Annotated in this window: 12 protein-coding genes; 5 read left to right on the forward strand and 7 right to left on the reverse strand. The window is 69.9% G+C overall.

Annotated features, from left to right (window positions below):
* Window positions 1–6 precede the first annotated feature (6 nt).
* Window positions 7–615 carry a uridine kinase gene (gene udk, locus FJ887_RS14705; RefSeq protein WP_137825150.1) on the reverse strand — a complete coding sequence of 203 codons (609 nt, stop codon included), beginning with the start codon at window positions 613–615 and terminating at the stop codon, window positions 7–9.
* Between the two features lie 225 nt (window positions 616–840).
* Here udk and mgtE point away from each other — a divergent pair, with 225 nt between their 5' ends.
* A complete protein-coding gene (gene mgtE / locus FJ887_RS14710) occupies window positions 841–2,172 on the forward strand; it encodes a magnesium transporter (protein WP_140955716.1) in 1,332 nt (443 codons plus the stop codon).
* A gap of 38 nt (window positions 2,173–2,210) precedes the next feature.
* Here the strand turns inward: mgtE and FJ887_RS14715 are convergent, their stop codons facing one another.
* Window positions 2,211–3,791 carry a GntR family transcriptional regulator gene (locus tag FJ887_RS14715; RefSeq protein WP_140955715.1) on the reverse strand — a complete coding sequence of 527 codons (1,581 nt, stop codon included), beginning with the start codon at window positions 3,789–3,791 and terminating at the stop codon, window positions 2,211–2,213.
* A 142-nt stretch (window positions 3,792–3,933) separates the two neighbouring features.
* On the opposite strand from FJ887_RS14715, the gene FJ887_RS14720 reads away from it, so the two are divergent.
* From FJ887_RS14720 to FJ887_RS14730, 3 genes are all read left to right on the forward strand, one after another.
* Window positions 3,934–7,365, forward strand: a complete 3,432-nt coding sequence (locus FJ887_RS14720) for a bifunctional proline dehydrogenase/L-glutamate gamma-semialdehyde dehydrogenase (RefSeq protein WP_140955714.1) — start codon at window positions 3,934–3,936, stop codon at window positions 7,363–7,365.
* A 95-nt stretch (window positions 7,366–7,460) separates the two neighbouring features.
* On the forward strand, window positions 7,461–8,129 hold the full coding sequence (locus FJ887_RS14725) for an HAD family hydrolase (protein WP_140955713.1): 669 nt from the start codon (window positions 7,461–7,463) through the stop codon (window positions 8,127–8,129).
* Window positions 8,130–8,296: 167 nt separating this feature from the next.
* On the forward strand, window positions 8,297–11,134 hold the full coding sequence (locus tag FJ887_RS14730) for an ExeM/NucH family extracellular endonuclease (protein ID WP_140955712.1): 2,838 nt from the start codon (window positions 8,297–8,299) through the stop codon (window positions 11,132–11,134).
* Between the two features lie 15 nt (window positions 11,135–11,149).
* On the opposite strand, the gene FJ887_RS14735 is transcribed toward FJ887_RS14730, so the two are convergent.
* From FJ887_RS14735 to mdlC, 4 genes are read right to left on the reverse strand one after another with little or no spacing between them, the layout of a single operon-like run.
* Complete coding sequence (locus tag FJ887_RS14735; protein ID WP_140955711.1) at window positions 11,150–12,298, reverse strand: PrpF domain-containing protein; 1,149 nt, start codon at window positions 12,296–12,298, stop codon at window positions 11,150–11,152.
* A complete protein-coding gene (locus FJ887_RS14740) occupies window positions 12,295–13,548 on the reverse strand; it encodes an MFS transporter (protein WP_140955710.1) in 1,254 nt (417 codons plus the stop codon). The genes FJ887_RS14735 and FJ887_RS14740 overlap by 4 nt, the downstream gene beginning before the upstream one ends.
* 31 nt (window positions 13,549–13,579) lie before the next feature.
* Complete coding sequence (locus FJ887_RS14745; RefSeq protein WP_140955709.1) at window positions 13,580–15,043, reverse strand: aldehyde dehydrogenase family protein; 1,464 nt, start codon at window positions 15,041–15,043, stop codon at window positions 13,580–13,582.
* A 32-nt stretch (window positions 15,044–15,075) separates the two neighbouring features.
* Window positions 15,076–16,656, reverse strand: a complete 1,581-nt coding sequence (gene mdlC, locus FJ887_RS14750; protein WP_140955708.1) for a benzoylformate decarboxylase — start codon at window positions 16,654–16,656, stop codon at window positions 15,076–15,078.
* 133 nt (window positions 16,657–16,789) lie between these two features.
* Between mdlC and FJ887_RS14755 the strand changes: the two genes are divergently transcribed.
* Window positions 16,790–17,563, forward strand: a complete 774-nt coding sequence (locus FJ887_RS14755; RefSeq protein ID WP_140955707.1) for an IclR family transcriptional regulator — start codon at window positions 16,790–16,792, stop codon at window positions 17,561–17,563.
* A gap of 1 nt (window position 17,564) precedes the next feature.
* On the opposite strand, the gene FJ887_RS14760 is transcribed toward FJ887_RS14755, so the two are convergent.
* Complete coding sequence (locus tag FJ887_RS14760) at window positions 17,565–17,828, reverse strand: DUF2277 domain-containing protein (protein WP_140955706.1); 264 nt, start codon at window positions 17,826–17,828, stop codon at window positions 17,565–17,567.
* Window positions 17,829–17,972 lie beyond the last annotated feature (144 nt).

Consider the following 17,972-nt stretch of genomic DNA (forward strand, 5'->3'; position numbering starts at 1 on the left):
CGGGCGTCACGCCCCGGCTTTGATCCTCCGCATGATCATGTCCATCGCGACGATGTTGTGGCCGCCCTCGGGGACGATGAGATCGGCGTTGCGCTTCGAGGGCTCGACGTAGAGCTCGTGCATCGGCTTGACGGTGCCGAGGTACTGCTCCTCGACGGATTCGAGCGTCCGGCCCCGTTCGATGACGTCGCGTTTGATCCGGCGCAGCAGGCGGACGTCGGCATCGGTGTCGACGAAGAGCTTGATGTCGAGGAGTTCGCAGATGCGCGGCTCGGCGAGGATGAGGATGCCCTCGACGATGATGACCGGAGAGGGCTGGACGACGGTCGTGTCCGTGCTCCGGTTGTGGTTGGAGAAGTCGTAGATCGGGCTCTCGACCGACCGCTGGCTGCGCAGCGCGAGGAGATGGTCGACGAAGAGGTCGTTGTCGAAGGCGTCGAGGTCGTCGTAGTTGACGCGCTCGCGCTCGGCGAAGGTGAGGTCGTCCTGCCGGCGGTAGTAGTTGTCGTGGTAGAGCACCGAGGACACGCCCACGCACTCGGCCAGCAGCGCCCGGGTCAGCGTCGTCTTCCCGCTGCCGGTGCCCCCGGCCACGCCCACAGTCAGAATCTCCACGGTCGCATATTCCCTCGTCTCGCCCGAATGTCTCCCCAAATCTACCCGATGCGGTTCGTGTCCGACCCCTCCGATAGGGTGGAGGAAAGCTGCCGGAGCCGCGTCAAGGAGGTGGTCGTCGATGGATTCCGACTCTCGATTGTGCCGCCCCTCCCCCATGCCCTGACGCCTGCTGTCCGACCGCTCCTTCCGCAGGCGTCGATCGACGACTGCCTGGAGACGACCATGGACGCGTCCACCATCCGCACCCTGACCGCCGACCGTGAGCTGCCGCGCCTGGCAGCCGCCGTGCGCCGCCTCGGCTCATCAGCGACGACCGACCTCATCGCGCAGCTGCCCGCCACCGAGGCGGCCGTGGTCTTCCGACTCCTGCCGAAGACCGTGTCCGTCGACGTCTTCGACCGCCTCGACCGCGGCACGCGCTCCGACCTCATCACCGCGCTCGGCACCGCGGAGCTGACGACGATCTTCGCCGACCTCGACCCGGAGGACCAGAGCCGCCTCGTCGACGAACTCCCCGCGAACGTCGCGACGAAGCTGCTCGCCGCAGTCTCCCCTGCCGATCTCGACGCGGTCATGGCCGTCGCCGGCTACGACCGGAACTCGATCGCCCGCCGGATGTCTCCGACGGCCGTCGTGGCGTGGGAGGACGACACCGTCACCGAGGTGGCCGACCGGGTCCGCGCCGCCGACGTCGATCTCGCCGACGTCCGCCTCCTGCCCGTCCTCACCGCCGACCGCACTCTCGTGGGGACCCTCGACGCGCTCGAACTCCTCCGGTGCGACGCACACTGCCCGGTCACCTCGGCGATGGACCCGCTCGAGACGGTCACGCACACGAGTGAGGATCAGGAGACGGCAGCGCGGGCGGCCCTGCGCGACGGCGTGCCCGTCCTGCCCGTGTGCGACAGCGAGAACCGCCTCGTCGGGATCGTGCCGATCGACGACGCGGCGCGGATCATCGCCGAGGCCGACGAAGCCGACTTCGCGCTCTCCGGCGGCACCCAGCCGCTCTACCGCCGGTACCTGCCGACCCCGATCCTCACGATCGCGCGCACCCGCATCGTCTGGCTCCTCGTCCTCGCCGTGTCCGCCGTGCTCACCGTTCACGTCCTCGAGATCTTCGAATCGACGCTCGCCGAGGTGGTCGCCCTCGCCCTCTTCATCCCCCTGCTCACGGGCATCGGCGGGAACACCGGCTCGCAGGCGGCGACGACCGTGACGCGGGCGCTGGCGATGGACGAGGTGGGGCTGCGGGACTTCGCGCGGGTCGCCGTCAAGGAGTTCACGACGGGCCTGGCCCTCGGCGTCCTCCTCGCCGTCCCGGCGTTCGCGATCGCCTCCCCGCTCTACGGCCTCGACATCGGGACGATCATCGGCCTCACCCTCATCGTCAACTGTCCGATCGCCGCCCTCGTCGGCGGGTCGATCCCGCTCGTCGCCAAGGCCTGCCGTGTCGATCCGGCGGTCGTGTCGACCCCGTTCATCTCGACGTTCTGCGATGCCAGCGGACTGCTCGTCTACTTCACGATCGCCATCTCGATCATGGGCCTGTGAGCGCTGAGCGACAGGCGGCTTCAGCCGAAGTGCCGGGTTCAGCCGAAGTGCTGGGTCAGCTGCGCCCACAGCTCGTGGTCGAAGCGGCGGCGGGCGAGGAGTCCGGACATGTGGCGCACCGCGTTGTCGACCTTGCCGCGCCACACCTCGATGGCCTCCCGCGCATCCCCGCGTGACAGGGCCCGGAAGATGCCGCGGTCGTCGGCGAGGATCCGGTCGCTGGCCGGGGAGTAGTCGAGCCTGAGGACGGAGATGAAGAGGCGCAGACGCAGGGTGAGCGATTCGAAGGCCCGCGCGCTCTGCCGCAGCCCCGAGGCGCGGGCGAGCTCCTGCTGGAAGTGGAGGTCGGCGTCCTCGACGTCGATGCCGCTGCGCGTCGCCGCCGAGGCCTCGACCTGCCGGAGGGCGAGCTGGACGGGAACGAGGAACCGCTGGGGGCGCAGGGCGAGAGACCGCAGCAGCACCTCGCCGACGGCCATCCGCGCCGCGTAGAGGTCGAGGACGTCGACGGTCGTGATGAGCGGGATCCTCGCCCCGCCGCGAGTGCCGTCGAGCAGTCCGTCGTCGACCATCCGCCGCAGCGCGGCATCGACCGAGGACCGCGGCACCTCCATGCGGCGGGAGAGCAGCTTCGGGCTGATCCGGTCCCCGGGTTCGTAGCCGGAGTCGATGATCTCCTCGCGCAGGGCGATCGCGAGGTGCTCGGTGATCGAGCGGGTCGCGCTCGGCAGCCATGAGGAGATCTCCATTGAGTCAGAACTCGTGGAAGTTTTCGGTGCCTCGGTCTGCCGCCCGGCCTGCCAGTTCACCCCTTCGAAGCCGTGGCGCACACGGCCGGAGACGAGGTCGAGGAGCGAGCCGGGAATGTCCTGACTGTGCGCGAACGCCTCCTTGAGCGCGGTGACGAAGGCGTCGATGTCGCGGTGGAGGGAGAGGTGGCTCAGGTGCGGGGCGTGCTCGAATGATGCGGCGACGACCTCGGCGGCCTCGCCGAGGGGGTCGAAGACGACGAGCCGCAGGGCGCTCGGGGCGACCCCCGGCACGCCGTCGCGGATGATCGTCATCGCCGCCTCATCGGTCTGCCGGTGCTCGCTGCCGAAGCGCTGGGACCACCGGGCGACGCCCGCCGAGCGCAGCGCGGCGACGAGTCCGGCGATGCGCCGCTGGATCCGCCGCGCCGGGACCGCCGGGCCGGGCTCGGCTCCCGCCCGCCGGCGGAAGCCGACGACGATGAGGGGGAATCCGCCGACCGCGGCGACGACCTCGTCGCCCCCGCCTCCGGCCGTGCGGACCTCGGCGAGGTGGGCCGAGGACACCGTGAGGTCCTGCATCGCCCGGGTCACGATGCTCTGGCTCAGGCCCGTCGCCTCGGCGAGCGCCCGAGTCGAGAAGTCCGGTCCGGAGATGCGGGCGCCCGCGGTTCCCACGAGCGCCTCGACGACCTGGGCGGCGGTGCTCTGGATCTGCGGCCGCCCGCTGCGGGGACGGTCGCCGAGGTCCGCGCGGCGGACCCAGCGACGCAGACTCGACTCGGACACCCCCGCCTCCGCGGCCGCCTCGGCGATCGAGGTCACTGCCGCGCGAACGACGGTCTCGCGACGGAACTCGGGCGTGTACATGACTCGATTCTACTCGTGCGGTCACGACTTCTGACTCAAATTATTCTGCGGGCGGTCGCCAGCCATTCACCCCGCATTCGGCGCGGCGCATACTGAGGGAAATCCCGCCGGAACACCGTCACGACAGTAAGGACGACCCACGTTGCTGCACACAGACACCGACCTCGAACAGCTCACCGCGCGCTCGGTCGACACCGTCCGCAAATGGCTGCGAGTGGCCACGAACAAGACCGCTGCGAAGAACCCCGCGGCCGAACGCCTCTCGGCCGTCCTCTCCGACCCCAATGGGCTCGACTTCACCGTCGGGTTCGTCGACCGCGTCGTGCGCACCGATGACGTCCACGCCGCCGCCGACGCACTCGCCGAGGTCGGCAAGCTCGCCCCGGAGACGATGTCGAAGCTCGACCGCGCGCAGATCAAGGCCGGTGCCGCCCTGGCGAAGGTGATGCCGCAGGTCGTCGTGCCCGCCGCCCGCACCCGCCTGCGCCAGATGGTCGGCCACATGGTCGTCGACGCCCGTGACAAGCCGTTCGGCTCGACCGTCGCCAAGCTCACCGGTGAGGGCCACCGCCTCAACATCAACCTCCTCGGCGAGGCCGTGCTCGGTGACGCCGAAGCCGACCACCACCTCGAGGAGACGCACCGCCTGCTCGCCCGCGACGACGTCGACTACGTCTCCGTCAAGGTCTCCTCGGTCGCCTCGCAGCTGTCGATGTGGGCCTTCGACGAGACCGTCGACTACGTCGTCGACCGCCTCCGCCCGCTCTACGCCCAGGCCGCGAAGGCCCCGACGGGTGCGAAGTTCGTCAACCTCGACATGGAAGAGTACCGGGACCTCGAGCTCACGCTCGCCGTGTTCACCCGCCTGCTCTCCGAACCGGAGTTCAAGGACCTCGAGGCCGGCATCGTCATCCAGGCCTACCAGCCCGACGCCCTCGGGGCGATCCAGCGGCTCAGCGAGTTCGCGAGCCAGCGGGTGGCCGCCGGCGGCGCCGGCATCAAGGTCCGCCTCGTCAAGGGCGCGAACCTCGCGATGGAGACCGTCCACGCCGAGGTGGCCGGCTGGCCGACGACGACGTGCGATTCGAAGCAGAGCACGGACGCGAACTACAAGCGCGTCCTCCACTGGCTCTTCACCCCTGAGCGCATGGAGGGCCTGCGCATCGGCGTGGCCGGCCACAACCTCTTCGACATCGCCTTCGCCCACCACCTCTCCGTCGAACGCGAGGTCACCCACCGCGTCGAGTTCGAAATGCTCCAGGGCATGGCGACCGAGCAGGCGGCCGCCGTGACCGAGGACGTCGGGGACCTCCTCCTCTACGTGCCCGCCGTGCACCCGAAGGAGTTCGACGTCGCGATCTCCTACCTCGTGCGTCGCCTCGAGGAGAACTCCGCGACGGAGAACTTCATGTCCGGGATCTTCGAGCTCGCCAACGGCAATGCGATCTTCGACCGCGAAGCCGACCGCTTCCGCGCCTCGGTCGCGCAGCTCGAGGCCGAGCTCGCCGTCGACGGTGAGGCCGCACCGCTGCCCAACCGCACCCAGGACCGCTCCGCCGCCCACATGGCCGGGCCCGCTCAGGTCGTCTTCGCCAACGAACCCGACACCGATCCGTCGCTGCCGGCCAACCAGAAGTGGATCCGGTCGATCATCGCCGAGGCGACCGCACCGGGCTATCTTGACTCCCGTCCGGCCGCGCCGACGATCGAATCGACCGACGAGATCGATGCGATGGTCGCCCGCGGTCGCGCCGCCGCCGCGGACTGGCGTGCCCTCGGGGCGGCAGCGCGCGGGGAGATCCTCCACCGTGCCGCCGAGATCTTCGCCGCCCGTCGCGGCGAGTTCATCGCCGTCGAGGCCGCCGAGGTCGGGAAGATGCCGTCCCAGTCGGATCCCGAGATCTCCGAGGCGATCGACTTCATCCGCTACTACGCGCTCCACGCTCTCGAACTCGAGAAGCTCGAGGGGGCGACGTTCACGCCCGATGAGATGGTCGTCGTCACCCCGCCGTGGAACTTCCCGATCGCGATTCCGACCGGCGGCACGGTCGCGGCTCTCGCCGCCGGCTCCGCGGTCATCCACAAGCCCTCGGGTCCGACCCCGTACTGCTCGGCGCTCATCGTCGATGCCCTGTGGGAGGCCGGCGTGCCGCGCGACGTCCTCCAGCTCAGCGCTCCGATCGAGCGGGAGCTCGGTCAGCACCTCGTCTCCCACCCGGATGTCGACCGCGTCATCCTCACGGGCGCCTCGGAGACGGCCGCGCTGTTCAAGTCCTTCCGTCCCGAACTCCACGTCAACGCCGAGACTTCGGGCAAGAACGCCCTTGTCATCACCCCGGCCGCCGACCGCGACCTCGCCGTCGCTGACCTCGTGTACTCCGCGTTCGGCCACGCGGGACAGAAGTGCTCGGCGGCGTCGCTCGGCATCATGGTCGGGTCGACGTACGATTCCGAGCGCTACCGCAAGCAGCTCATCGACGCCGCGTCCTCGATGGTCGTCGACTGGCCGGCCAACCTCTCGGCGACGATGGGACCGCTGACCGAGGACCCCTCGGACAAGCTGCGTCGCGCGCTGACGACCCTCGAGCCCGGCGAGTCGTGGCTGCTCGAGCCCAAGCAGCTCGACGACACCGGCCGCCTGTGGAGCCCGGGCATCAAGGACGGGGTCAAGCCCGGTTCGTTCTTCCACCTCACCGAGGTGTTCGGTCCGGTCCTCGGCCTCATGCACGCCCGTGACCTCGACGAGGCCATCGAGTTCCAGAACGCCGTCGACTTCGGTCTCACCGGCGGCATCCACTCGCTCGATCCCGATGAGGTCCGTCAGTGGCTCGACCGCGTCGAGGTGGGCAACGCCTACGTCAACCGCGGCATCACCGGCGCGATCGTCCAGCGCCAGTCCTTCGGCGGCTGGAAGCAGTCGTCGGTGGGTCTGGGGTCGAAGGCCGGCGGCCCGAACTACCTCATGCTCTTCGGTCACTACACCGACGATCCGGCGACCCTGCCCGGTTCGGTCGGCGACGGACAGAGCCTCGAACGCGCCCAGGCCGATGACCGCCGCTGGTTCGACGCCGAGTTCGGTGCCGCGAAGGACCACACGGGTCTGCGCTCGGAGGCGAACATCTTCCGCTACCGTCCGCGCCCGGTCACACTGCGCGTCACCGGCGCGGCGACGGCGTTCGATCTCGAGCGCTCGCTCTCGGCGGCGCAGACCGTCGGCTCGACGGTGCAGCTGAGCGTGGCCACGGACATCTCCGCAGACGTGAAGATCGCCGTCGAGCGCGCCGGCGTGGCCTCGCGCGTCGAATCGGCTGAGGCGTTCGCGTCGATGGTCGCCGACGGCCGCTACGACGACACCGTGGGCGCGCGCATCCGCGTCCTCGGCGACTACGAGCCGGAGCTGCTCGCGGTCGCCGCGCAGCGCCCCGAGGTCGCCGTCATCGACGAGCCCGTCACCTCCTCGGGCCGCGTCGAGCTGCGCTACTACGTCCAGGAGCAGGCCGTGTCGATGACGCTGCACCGCTTCGGCAACCCGAGCCGTGACTTCCACGAGCTCGCCGCCGAGCTCAAGGCGTGATCGCCCGAACCTGATCACCGCGGATGCCCCAAGGGCGCTCAGCCACCTCTCGCCAGGTGCCTGAGCGCCCTTCGCGTTGCCGCTAGAGTGACGCTGTGACTCAGCGTCAGACCATTCCACTGGGCGGGGCGATCTTCGACTGCGACGGCATCCTCGTCGACTCCGAACGACCCTGGCTCGATCTCATGGCCGCCTATCTCGACCGTCTCGGGGTCAATGATGACCGTGCCGAATCCTTTCGTGGATTGAGTGGCGCCGAGGCGGCCGAGCAACTGGCCGCCGTTGCCACCGGTGTCGGGACGGCGCCGACCGCAACGGAGATCGACAGTGCCTACACGGCCGCCCTCGCCGAGGTGTCGGCCCCGATGCCGGGAGCCCGGCAGCTGGTGCGGGCGCTCGCGGGTGTCGTGCCGATCGCGGTGGCGAGCAATGGCCGCAGCGCCGATGTCCGCGGCCTCCTCGACCGAGCGGGACTGCTCGACTGCTTTGACGCGATCGTCACCATCGATGACGTCGACGACGGGAAACCGTCTCCCGACGTCTATCTGCGGGCGGCGCACGATCTCGGGCTCGACCCGCGGGTCGCGGTCGCCTTCGAGGACTCCCCCGTCGGTTCGCAGGCCGCTGCCGCGGCCGGATGCACCGTCGTGGGCATCAACGCCGACCGCGGCATTCCACTCGTCGCCGACGTGCGTCTGACCGAGATGAGCGACGTGCACGTCGATCCGACGACCCGAATGCTCCGCATCTCTGTGGACGGCTGATGTCCACGCCGGAGTGTAGGCTCGGTCACAGTCAGCGCGTTCAGTGGACTGCCCGAGTGTTCACATCGCGTTCACATGGTTGCCGTCGGCGTCGACCAGTGGGCCGATAGGGTGCAAGGGATCCGTCCGTCACGTCCGCGTGTGCCCACTGATCCCGAAAGGCCTCCATGAAAGCCTCGTCCTCCCTCGCCTCCGCCGCCGCTCTCGGCCTCGTCGCCGGCCTCGGACTCGTCCTGCCGACCGCCTCGGCGAGCGCTGCGACCGCACCCCACATCAGCGAGATCGGCTACACCCTCGACACCGACTTCATCGAGATCGCCGCCGACCCCGGCACCGACCTCTCGGGGTGGACCGTCGGCTCGGTGACCCGCGGCGGCAGCGTCCAAGCGGCGGAGAACGTCACCACGGTCCCGGACGGCACGACCGTCGGCGACTCCGGTGCCCTGGCCGTCGAGGTGCCGATCACGAACTCCGTGAACTCCGGATCGGCCGCCGACGGCAGCTACGGGGCCTCGGCGTTCGCGATCGACGACGCGGGCACCCTCATCTCCTTCGACCAGATCGGCGGCGTCACCGGCGGCAGAGGCGTGACGGGCACGGCGAACACCCACACCCCCGACCCCGTCGTCGACGAGGAGGCGACCCCCACGGGAGCCACGGCCAGCGGCGGTCAGTCGATCCAGCTCATCGACGGGTCCTGGAGCGCGGCCCCGCCGACCCCGGACGCCCTGCCGGGCGGCGGCGGTGACGGCGGCGACCCGGCTCCCGAGGACGTCACCCCGATCGCCGAGATCCAGGGCACCGAGGACGACAGCCCGATGCAGGGTGAGACAGTGAGGACCCGCGGGGTCGTCACGGCCGCGTATCCGACCGGCGGACTCGGCGGCTACTTCGTCCAGACCGCGGGCTCCGGCGGAGCCGACGACGCCACACCGGGCGCTTCCGACGGCATCTTCGTCTACTCCCCCGACACCGTGGCCGACGTGAGCATCGGCGACTTCCTCGAACTCACCGGCACCGCCTCGGAGCGCTACGGGCAGACACAGCTGACCGTCTCCGCCTCCGGGATGACCCGCCTCGACGAACCCGCCGAAGCGGTCAAGGCCGTCGAAGGCGACTTCCCCGACGATGCCGCCGAGCGCGAGGCCCTCGAAGGCATGCTCGTCCAGCCCTCCGGCGAGCTCACCGTCTCCGACAACTACAACGCGAACACGTACGGCGAGATCGCCCTCGCGACCGGCGACGGCGTCCTGCGCCAGCCCACCGACGTCGCCCGACCCGGCAGCGACGAGGCGAAGGCGATCGAGGCCGAGAACCTCGCCCGCGAGGTCATCCTCGACGACGGCGCGAGCGTCAACTACCTCGACAGCGACCAGGACGTGCCCCTGCCCTACCTCAGTCAGGACGCACCCGTGCGCGTCGGCGCGGCCGCGACCTTCACCTCACCGGTCGTCCTCGGCTTCGGGTTCGACAAGTGGCGGTTCCAACCGACGACGCAGCTCACCGGCGACAACGCCGAGGCGGTCCAGCCGACGACGTTCTCCGACACCCGCAGCGCCGCCCCCGAGGAGGTCGGCGGCCAGGTCACCCTCGCGAGCTTCAACGTCCTCAACTACTTCACGACGACCGGCGACCAGCTCTCCGGGTGCACCTACTACGAGGACCGCGAGGGCAACCCGATCACCGTCCGCGGCGGCTGCGATGCCCGCGGTGCCGCCAACGCGGAGAGCCTCGAGCGGCAGGAGACGAAGATCGTCGAGGCGATCAACGACCTCGACGCCTCGGTCGTCTCCCTCATGGAGATCGAGAACTCGGCGCGCTTCGGCAAGGACCGCGATTCCGCCCTGCAGACCCTCGTCACCCGCCTCAACGAGGCGGCAGGCGCGGAGAAGTGGGCGTTCGTCCCCTCCCCGGCCGACCTTCCCGCTGAAGAGGACGTCATCCGCACCGCACTCATCTATCAGATCGCCGAGGTGGCCCCGCAGGGCGAATCGGTCATCCTCGACGATGAGAACGCGTTCTCCAATGCCCGCGAACCCCTGTCCCAGGCGTTCGCGCCGAAGGACGACGCCGGCACCGCCGAGACGGAGAAGACGTTCGTCACCGTGTCCAACCACTTCAAGTCGAAGGGCTCGGGCGAAGGCCCGGGCAACGAGGACACCGGCGACGGTCAGGGCTTCTCGAACGCCGACCGCGTCAAGCAGGCCAACGCCCTCGTCGACTTCGCCGGCCAGCAGCAGACAGCGGCCGACACCGACGACGTCTACCTCCTCGGCGACTTCAACTCGTACACGCAGGAGGACCCCATGCAGGTCTTCTACGACGCCGGGTACAAGGACGTCGCCGCGGAGATGACCGACGGGTCGACGTACGTTTTCCAGGGCCGCACCGGCAGCCTCGACCACGTGCTCGCCCTCGATGCGGGCGACACCGAGACGGCGTTCGACAACGTCACCGGAGCCGACATCTGGGACATCAACTCCGTCGAGCCGATCGCCTCGGAGTACAGCCGGTACAACTACAACGTCACCGACCTCTACTCCCCCGACCGCTACCGCGCCTCCGACCACGACCCCGTCCTCGTCGGGATCTTCGACCCCGAGAGCGGCACCGGCGGAGAGGACGCGGAAGCATCGGCTGATGCAGACGCGGGTGCGGGTGCGGCAGCAGCGGCCGACGGCGGCGCGGATTCCGACAGCGGCGCAGACAGCGGGAGCAAGGGCGCCGACGGCGGGAACGCAGGCGCCGACGACGGCCAGGATGACGCCGACGGAAGCCAGGACGACGGCGACGAGAACGGCTCCGGGTCGCAGAACGACGCCGATGAGAACGGCGGCTCGCAGGGCGACGAGAACGCGCAGAACACCGCGGGACCCGGCGGGAACCTGCCGCGCACCGGCTCCGAGCTCGCTCTGCCCGTCTCGATCGCCGCGGGCCTCGTCCTCGTCGGGGCCGCCTCGGTGATCATCACCCGACGCCGCCGCGAGGGCAGCGCCAAGCACTGAGGAACGGCCGTCGCCTCAGTCGGCGACGGCCACGGCGCCGCGCATGAGCACGCGTGCGGTGCGATAGAGCGAGGTGGCGGTGACCTCCCCGGTGGTTCCGTCGCGCACCGCCGAGGCGGTGACGACCCCGGACGGAGTGCCGAGGCGCACCTCCGGCCCGGAGCGCGGGTGCGCGCTGCGGGTGAGAATCCGGTGGGGAATCGTGTCGGGGACGAGGGCGGCCGCGGCCAGGCACATCGCCGCAGTGCCCGGCACCGCCCTGTGGGCCTGCCCCATGGAGACGACGCGGACGGGAAGGTCGGCGTCGGCGGCGAGAAGCCGCGTGCCGTCGAGGAGACGCGTGTCGGCCTGCGCAGTGACGACGGCGACCTTGGGCACGACCTGCGGTGCGGTCTCCGGGGTCTCACACAGTCCCATCCGCACCGCGGCGGCCCGGCGCAGCTCCTCGATGAGCCCCATCGCACGTGAGTCGGCGTCGATCTGCGCGGGCAGCTCGGTGCCGTTGAGTCCCACCGCCGTGCAGGGAACGATGACGAGCGGCAGCGTCGCATCGATGAGCGTGGCGTCGATGAGGAACCCGCCAGCGACCAGGGAATCCGAGGTGTTGCCCGTCGGCAGGAGCGCACCCGTGCGGCTGCCGGCCGGGTCAGGATAGATGAGTTCGATGGGGGCGGCCTTCCCGCTCACGCCGGTGAGGACGAAGTCCCCGTCGACAGCGGCCTGACCGTCCTCGACGGTGAGGCCGACATCGACGAGCTTGCCCGTGTTGACGTTGAACAGGCGGAAGACATGCCACCCGTCACCGGCGCTGATGAGCCCGGCCAGCAGGGCGAACGGCACGACCCCGGAGGAGAGATTGCCGCAGTTGCCTGCGTAGTCGACGGCCGCCTCGGCGATCTCCACCTGCCCGAACGTGTAGTCGAGGTCGACGCCGTCACGGTCGGAGGCGGAGACGACCATGACCTTCGACAGAGAGGAGATTCCCCCGCCCATCCCGTCGAGCTGCCGACCGAAGGCATCGGGCGAGCCCATCGCCGAGGTGAAGATCCGGTCCCAGGCCGTCCGCTCGCCGCCGTCGCCGACCGGTGGCAGATCCGCGGCGCGGAAGAAGAGGCCCTTGCTCGTGCCTCCGCGGACGAAGGCGGCGTCGATCCAGCGTGTCATGCCCTCAGAGTAGCGTTCCTCGCACCGACCGCCGACGGCACGATCGCCATCGCGAGGAAGCCGAGGACCGCGACGAACGCGAAGAGGTAGAAGCCCCAGGGGTAGGCGATGCCGGCGGCGACGAGAGTGCCGGTGATGAACGGTCCGACGATCGCGCCGATCCGGCCGACCGCCGAGGCCATGCCGAGTGCCGTGCCGCGCGCGGTCGCCGGGTAGATCGCGGAGACGAACGCGTAGATGAGGACCTGGGCGGAGAAGACGAAGACGCCGGTGATGAAGACGGCGAGGTTGAGCAGCACCTGGCTCGACATCGGGATGCTGAGGATCGCGAGGAAGACCGCGGCGAGGACGAACCACAGGAGCACGACCGGTTTCGTCCCGTGCCGGTCGGCGAGCCACCCGGCGACGACGAGGCCGACGACGGCGCCGAGGTTGAGGACGAAGAGCATGACGAGGGAGTCGGAGACCTCGTATCCCGCATCGGCCATGAGCTGCGGCAGCCACGTGTTGAGGCCGTAGACGAGGAGGAGTCCCATGAAGCTCGCGGCCCACACGCCGATCGTCACGAGCGCGAACCGGCCGGTGAAGAGACCGCGCATTCCCGTCTTCGGCGCCGCCGCAGCCTCCGTGCTCTGCCGTGATCGGGCGGCGAGGAACGCCGTCGATTCCGGCAGCTTCCACCACAGCAGCGGCACCATGAGCAGCCCCGCGACGCCACCGGCGATGAAGAGCAGATGCCAGTTGTGCGAGTAGAAGACCGCGAGCAGCGAGATCGCCACGGCGCCGGCGTGGTAGCCGGTCATCGTCAGCGTCGTCGCCTTGCCGGTCTTGCCCGAGCGGTTGTGCTCGCTGATGTAGGCGAGACAGCTGGGCATGACCGCGCCGAGCGCGAGACCGGCGATGAACCGGAACACCGTGAACAACGCGACGTTCGGAGCGAAGGCGACGAGCAGGGTGAAGACGGAGAAGATGATCACGCACGCGATGATCGTCGACCGCCTGCCCACCCGGTCGACGATCGGCCCGACGACCGCGGCGCCGAGGCCGACGCCGACGAGGCTCATCGTCGCCACGAGCGTCGCCGCCTCGGGGGTGAAGCCGAGGGCCCCGGTGGCGAGCAGCTGCGGGATGACCGCCCCGAGGACGACGAGGTCGAAGCCCTCGAGGGCGACGGCGAGCCAGCAGAGGACAGCCGGCCAGCGGGTGTCGGCGGGGGTGGGGCGGGATGGTGCGGCAGGCGATGCGGACAACGCTGTCTCCGGTCTGTGAAAGTGTTGGTGGTCAGAAGGGGTACGGGGCGATCTGGGAGCGCATCGTGATCCACTGGACCTCGGTGAAGGATTCGATGTTGGCTTCGGCACCGCCGATGCGGGAGCCGTTGCCCGAGTCCTTCGTGCCGCCGAAGGGGACGTCCCCTTCATCGGCGATGGTCTGCTCGTTGATGTGGATCTTGCCCGAGTCGATGTGATCGGCGAGGTCGATCGCGGTGCCGAGGTCGCCGAGGATGCTCACCGACAGCCCGTATTCGCTGTCGTTGACGATGTCCGCGGCCTCCTCGAGCGTGGAGAACCGTCCCACGGGGGCGACGGGGCCGAAGATCTCCTGCGTCCAGGCGGGGTTCGTCGGCGAGAGGTCGGCGAGCACCGTCGCCGGGACGAACGGACCCTCGCCGACGCCGCCGGTGACGAGGCGGGCACCGTCGGCCTGAGCCTTCTCGATGATGTCGCGCACGTGCGTCTGCTGCTTCTCGTCGATGATCGGTCCCAGGGCGACCTCCTCGGTGCTCGGGTCGCCGACGGGCAGCTTCGCGGCGTGGTCGGTCAGAGCCGCGACGTAGTCGTCGTAGATGCTGTCGTGGACGAGGTGCCGACCCGTGGTCATGCAGATCTGACCCTGGTGGAACCAGGATCCGAAGGCGCCCGCCGAGGCGGCGGCTGCGAGATCGGCGCCGGGGAGGACGATGAGGGCGTTGTTGCCGCCGAGCTCGAGGTGGCAGCGCTTGAGGAGGCGACCGGCGTTCTCGCCGACGATCCGTCCCGCCGCGGTCGACCCGGTGAACGAGATGACCGAGACCTCGGGGGCCGCGACGAGGGCTTCGCCGACGTCACCGCCGCCGGGAAGGACCTGGAGGACGCCTTCGGGCAGCCCCGCCTCGGCGAAGATCTTCGCCAGGGTGACGCCTCCGGACACCGCGGTGCGCGGATCCGGCTTGAGGATCACGGCGTTGCCGAGGGCGAGCGCGGGAGCGACGGAGCGGATGGAGAGGATGAGCGGGAAGTTGAACGGGGCGATGACGGTGACCACGCCCGCGGGCACGCGGCGGGAGAACGACCAGTGGGGTTCGTCCGAGGGCAGGACCTGCCCCTTCGGGTGGGTCGGCAGCGCTGCGGAGTCGTAGCAGGAGGCTGCCGCATAGTCGGTCTCGAAGGTGGCCTTCGCGGCGATCGCACCCGATTCGCGCATGATCCACGTGTTGATCTCCGCGGCGTGCTGGGCCCACAGGTCACCGGCGCGGCGCATCACCGCCGCCCGTTCCGTCGGTTTGGTCTTCGCCCAGTCGCGCTGCGCTGCGGCCGCCCGTCGTGCCGCGTCGAGGGCATCGTCGGACGAGGCCATGCCGATCTGGGCGAGGGTCTCACCGGTGGCGGGTTCGACGACGGGGGTCGGGTCGGCTGACCCGTCCACCCAGTCGCCGGTGAAGATCCGGCCGTGCCAGTCGGTGCCGAGGAAGGTCTCAGTGCTCATTGCGGTGTCTCCTTGGGGTTGAGGTGGGGGTGTCAAGGGGTGGTCTTCTCGGTGTCGATCTCGATGAGGGTGGGTCGACCGGCGCCGTGGGCGTCGGTGAGGAGTTCGGCGAGATGGACGGTGGAGTCGGCGTGGACAGCGGTCATGCCGTAGCCCCGGGCGATCGAGACGAAGTCGACATCGCCGAGGTCGAGCCCGGGCACCGTGCCCGCGTCGAGCATGTCCGCGAACCACACGAGCGCCCCGTACGTGGAGTTGCGGAGGACGACGATGGTCACGGGGATGCCCTCCTCGACGGCGGTGCGCAGCGCGGCGATCGAGTAGTGGGCGGACCCGTCGCCGATGATCGCGACGACGGGTCGGTGAGCGTCGGCGAGCGCGACGCCCATCGAGGCGGGCAGACCCCACCCGAGGCCGCCGGAGGCGGGGAAGAAGTACGATCCGGACTCGCGGAGATCCATCTGGGCCCAGAAGGCGGAGTTCGTCGATGTCGATTCGACGACGTAGCGGGTGTCGACCGGCATCGTCTCCCGCAGGGTCGCGAAGACCTCCTCGGGGTGGAGGGTGCCCGGTGTCGCCGAGGCGGTCGCGGGCTCGATCTCAGGCTCCCACGTCTGCGGGGTGCGAGGGGCGGGGGCAGCGTCGGCGAGTGCGACGAGGGCGGCGACGGGATCGGTGACGAGCGCATCGCCGAAGGGGGCGCGCTCGGCGGCGTCCGGGTCGTCGCCGATTTGGACGAGATGCGTCGTCTCCGGCAGGTACTCTCCGGGCTGCCACTGGTGGTAGCGGAAGACGGGGGCGCCGATGACGAGGGCGAGGTCGTGGGCGCCGAGGATCTCCCCGATCGGGCCGATCGCCGCCGGCAGCACCCCGCGGAAGAGCGGATGCTGGTTGGGGAAGGGCAGGCGCGGCAGGGACGGGGCGGCCCACACGGGCAGGTCGTGCGCCTCGGCGAGGGCGATCGCGGCCGTCCACGCCTCTGGGGTGTCGACGTCCGGGCCGAGGACGAGGACCGCGGACTCGGCTGCGCCCAGCCGGTCGTGGAGGTCGGCGATGACGGTCGGGTCGGGGGCCGAACCGGGGCTCACGGTGCGGGAGAGCTGGCCGACGACGGAGGCGTCCACCTCGGCGTCCCAGTCGTCGTAGGGCACGGAGAGGTAGACGGGACCGCGCTGGGAGGCGAGCACGGATTCGGAGAACGCGCGGGGCACATCGGCGGCTGCGAGCGGTTCGAGGGAGCGGTGGACGAGGGGTTTCGCGAGCATCGTGGCATCGACATTGGCGAGCATGACCTCGGGACCGACCATGCTGCGCACCTGCTGACCTGCGGTGACGACGAGCTTGGAGCGGGAGATCGCAGCGTTCGTCAGGGCGCCGAGTCCGTTGCCCGACCCCGAGGCGGCGTGGAGGTTGACGAGCGTCGGACGGTCGGTGACCTGGGAGTAGCCGTCGGCCATGGCGACGACGGCGGCCTCCTGGAGCCCGAGGATGTAGCGGGCGTTGAGGTCTTTGAGGAACGGCAGCTCGTTCGATCCGGGGTTGCCGAAGAGGACGGTCATTCCGTGGAATGCCATGAGGTCGTGGACTGCCTGCCGGACCGTGATTGCTGCCATGGACGATGCTCTCCTTCGAGACGGACGGTGGGGACGCCCCGCCGATATTCGTCACGCTAGTGAGCAGCGACACGCCTGGCTACGGTTATTCCATTCATTGGGACGCACAGGTTCGCGCCGCTACGATGCTGGTATGGCGAACTCACCTTCGGGCGACTCGATGATCGATCGGCTCGTTCGCGTCCTCGGGGCCTTCGACCCCGACCACCCGAGCCTGACCACCGAGGAGCTCGCCGGCCGCGCCCAGCTGCCGAAGTCGACGGCGTACCGCCTCATCAACGACATGATGTCCCACGACCTCCTGCAGCGGGATCCGAGCGGGCGGGTGCGGATCGGGGTCGGGATGTGGGAGCTGTCGAACCGCGCCTCCGACGCCGTCGAGCTCGCGTCCCTGGCGCGGCCGCACATGATCGCCGTCCACGACTTCGTCGGGGAGAACACGCAGCTGGGGATCCTCCGGGAGCGGGAGGTCCTCTTCATCGAGCGGATGTCGAAGCCGATGGCCGTGATCAACCGGTCGCGCACGGCCGGCCGGCTGCCCGCGCACGCCTCCTCGTGCGGCCTCGTCCTCCTCGCGCACGCGCCCCGGCACGTGCGCGAGGCGTATCTGCGGGGTGCGCTCGCCGCGTTCACCGAGCGCACGACGACGGATCCGACGGTGCTGCGGCGGATGCTCCAGACGATCCGGACCTATCACTGCGCCGAGCTCGTCGGTCACATCGACGACGGCACGACGGGTGTCGCGGTGCCGGTCTTCGACGGCAGCGGACTGACGATCGCGAGCCTCGGCGTCGTCGTCGATTCCGAGCGCAACGTCGGGATGCCGGCGATCATGCAGGCGCTGCGGGCCGCCTCGGCGGGGATCACTCAGGACCTCATCAGCCAGGGACGGACGGTCACGGACTAGCTCACGTCCGCGCGGCGTAGCGGGCGCGGCGCTTCTCGGCCTCGACCTCGCGGTTCTTCGGCGGTGCGCTCGTCACGAGGGAGTCGAGGAGGTGCTGCGTGATGTGGGCGATCTCCTCGACGGCGGCGTCGAAGGCGTCGGCGTTGGCCTTCGAGGGCTTCGTCGTCCCCGCGATCTTGCGCACGTACTGCAGTGCTGCGGCGTGGACCTCCTCCGAGTTGGCCGCGGGCGCGAAATTGTGGAGGGTTCGGATGTTCCGGCACATGGCTCAACGGTACGCCGTCACTCCCCCTTGAGTGCTTGCAGAATGCAATTGCTTGGTGTGCTCAGTCAACCACACATCCGGCGCCGGCAGAATCCCCGACGTAGACTGAGCCTGACCACCGCCGAGGTGGTTCCGAACCCCAGG

Origin of the sequence: Brevibacterium sp. XM4083, assembly GCF_006489205.2 — a bacterium.
Classification (GTDB): Bacteria; Actinomycetota; Actinomycetes; order Actinomycetales; family Brevibacteriaceae; genus Brevibacterium.

Coding starts and splice junctions, on each gene's coding strand:
- FJ887_RS14755 (WP_140955707.1), top strand. CDS start 16,790: ATGGCGAACTCACCTTCGGGCGACTCGATGATCGATCGGCTCGTTCGC.
- FJ887_RS14730 (WP_140955712.1), top strand. CDS start 8,297: ATGAAAGCCTCGTCCTCCCTCGCCTCCGCCGCCGCTCTCGGCCTCGTC.
- mgtE (WP_140955716.1), top strand. CDS start 841: ATGGACGCGTCCACCATCCGCACCCTGACCGCCGACCGTGAGCTGCCG.
- FJ887_RS14745 (WP_140955709.1), bottom strand. CDS start 15,043: ATGAGCACTGAGACCTTCCTCGGCACCGACTGGCACGGCCGGATCTTC.
- FJ887_RS14715 (WP_140955715.1), bottom strand. CDS start 3,791: ATGTACACGCCCGAGTTCCGTCGCGAGACCGTCGTTCGCGCGGCAGTG.
- FJ887_RS14735 (WP_140955711.1), bottom strand. CDS start 12,298: ATGACACGCTGGATCGACGCCGCCTTCGTCCGCGGAGGCACGAGCAAG.
- mdlC (WP_140955708.1), bottom strand. CDS start 16,656: ATGGCAGCAATCACGGTCCGGCAGGCAGTCCACGACCTCATGGCATTC.
- FJ887_RS14760 (WP_140955706.1), bottom strand. CDS start 17,828: ATGTGCCGGAACATCCGAACCCTCCACAATTTCGCGCCCGCGGCCAAC.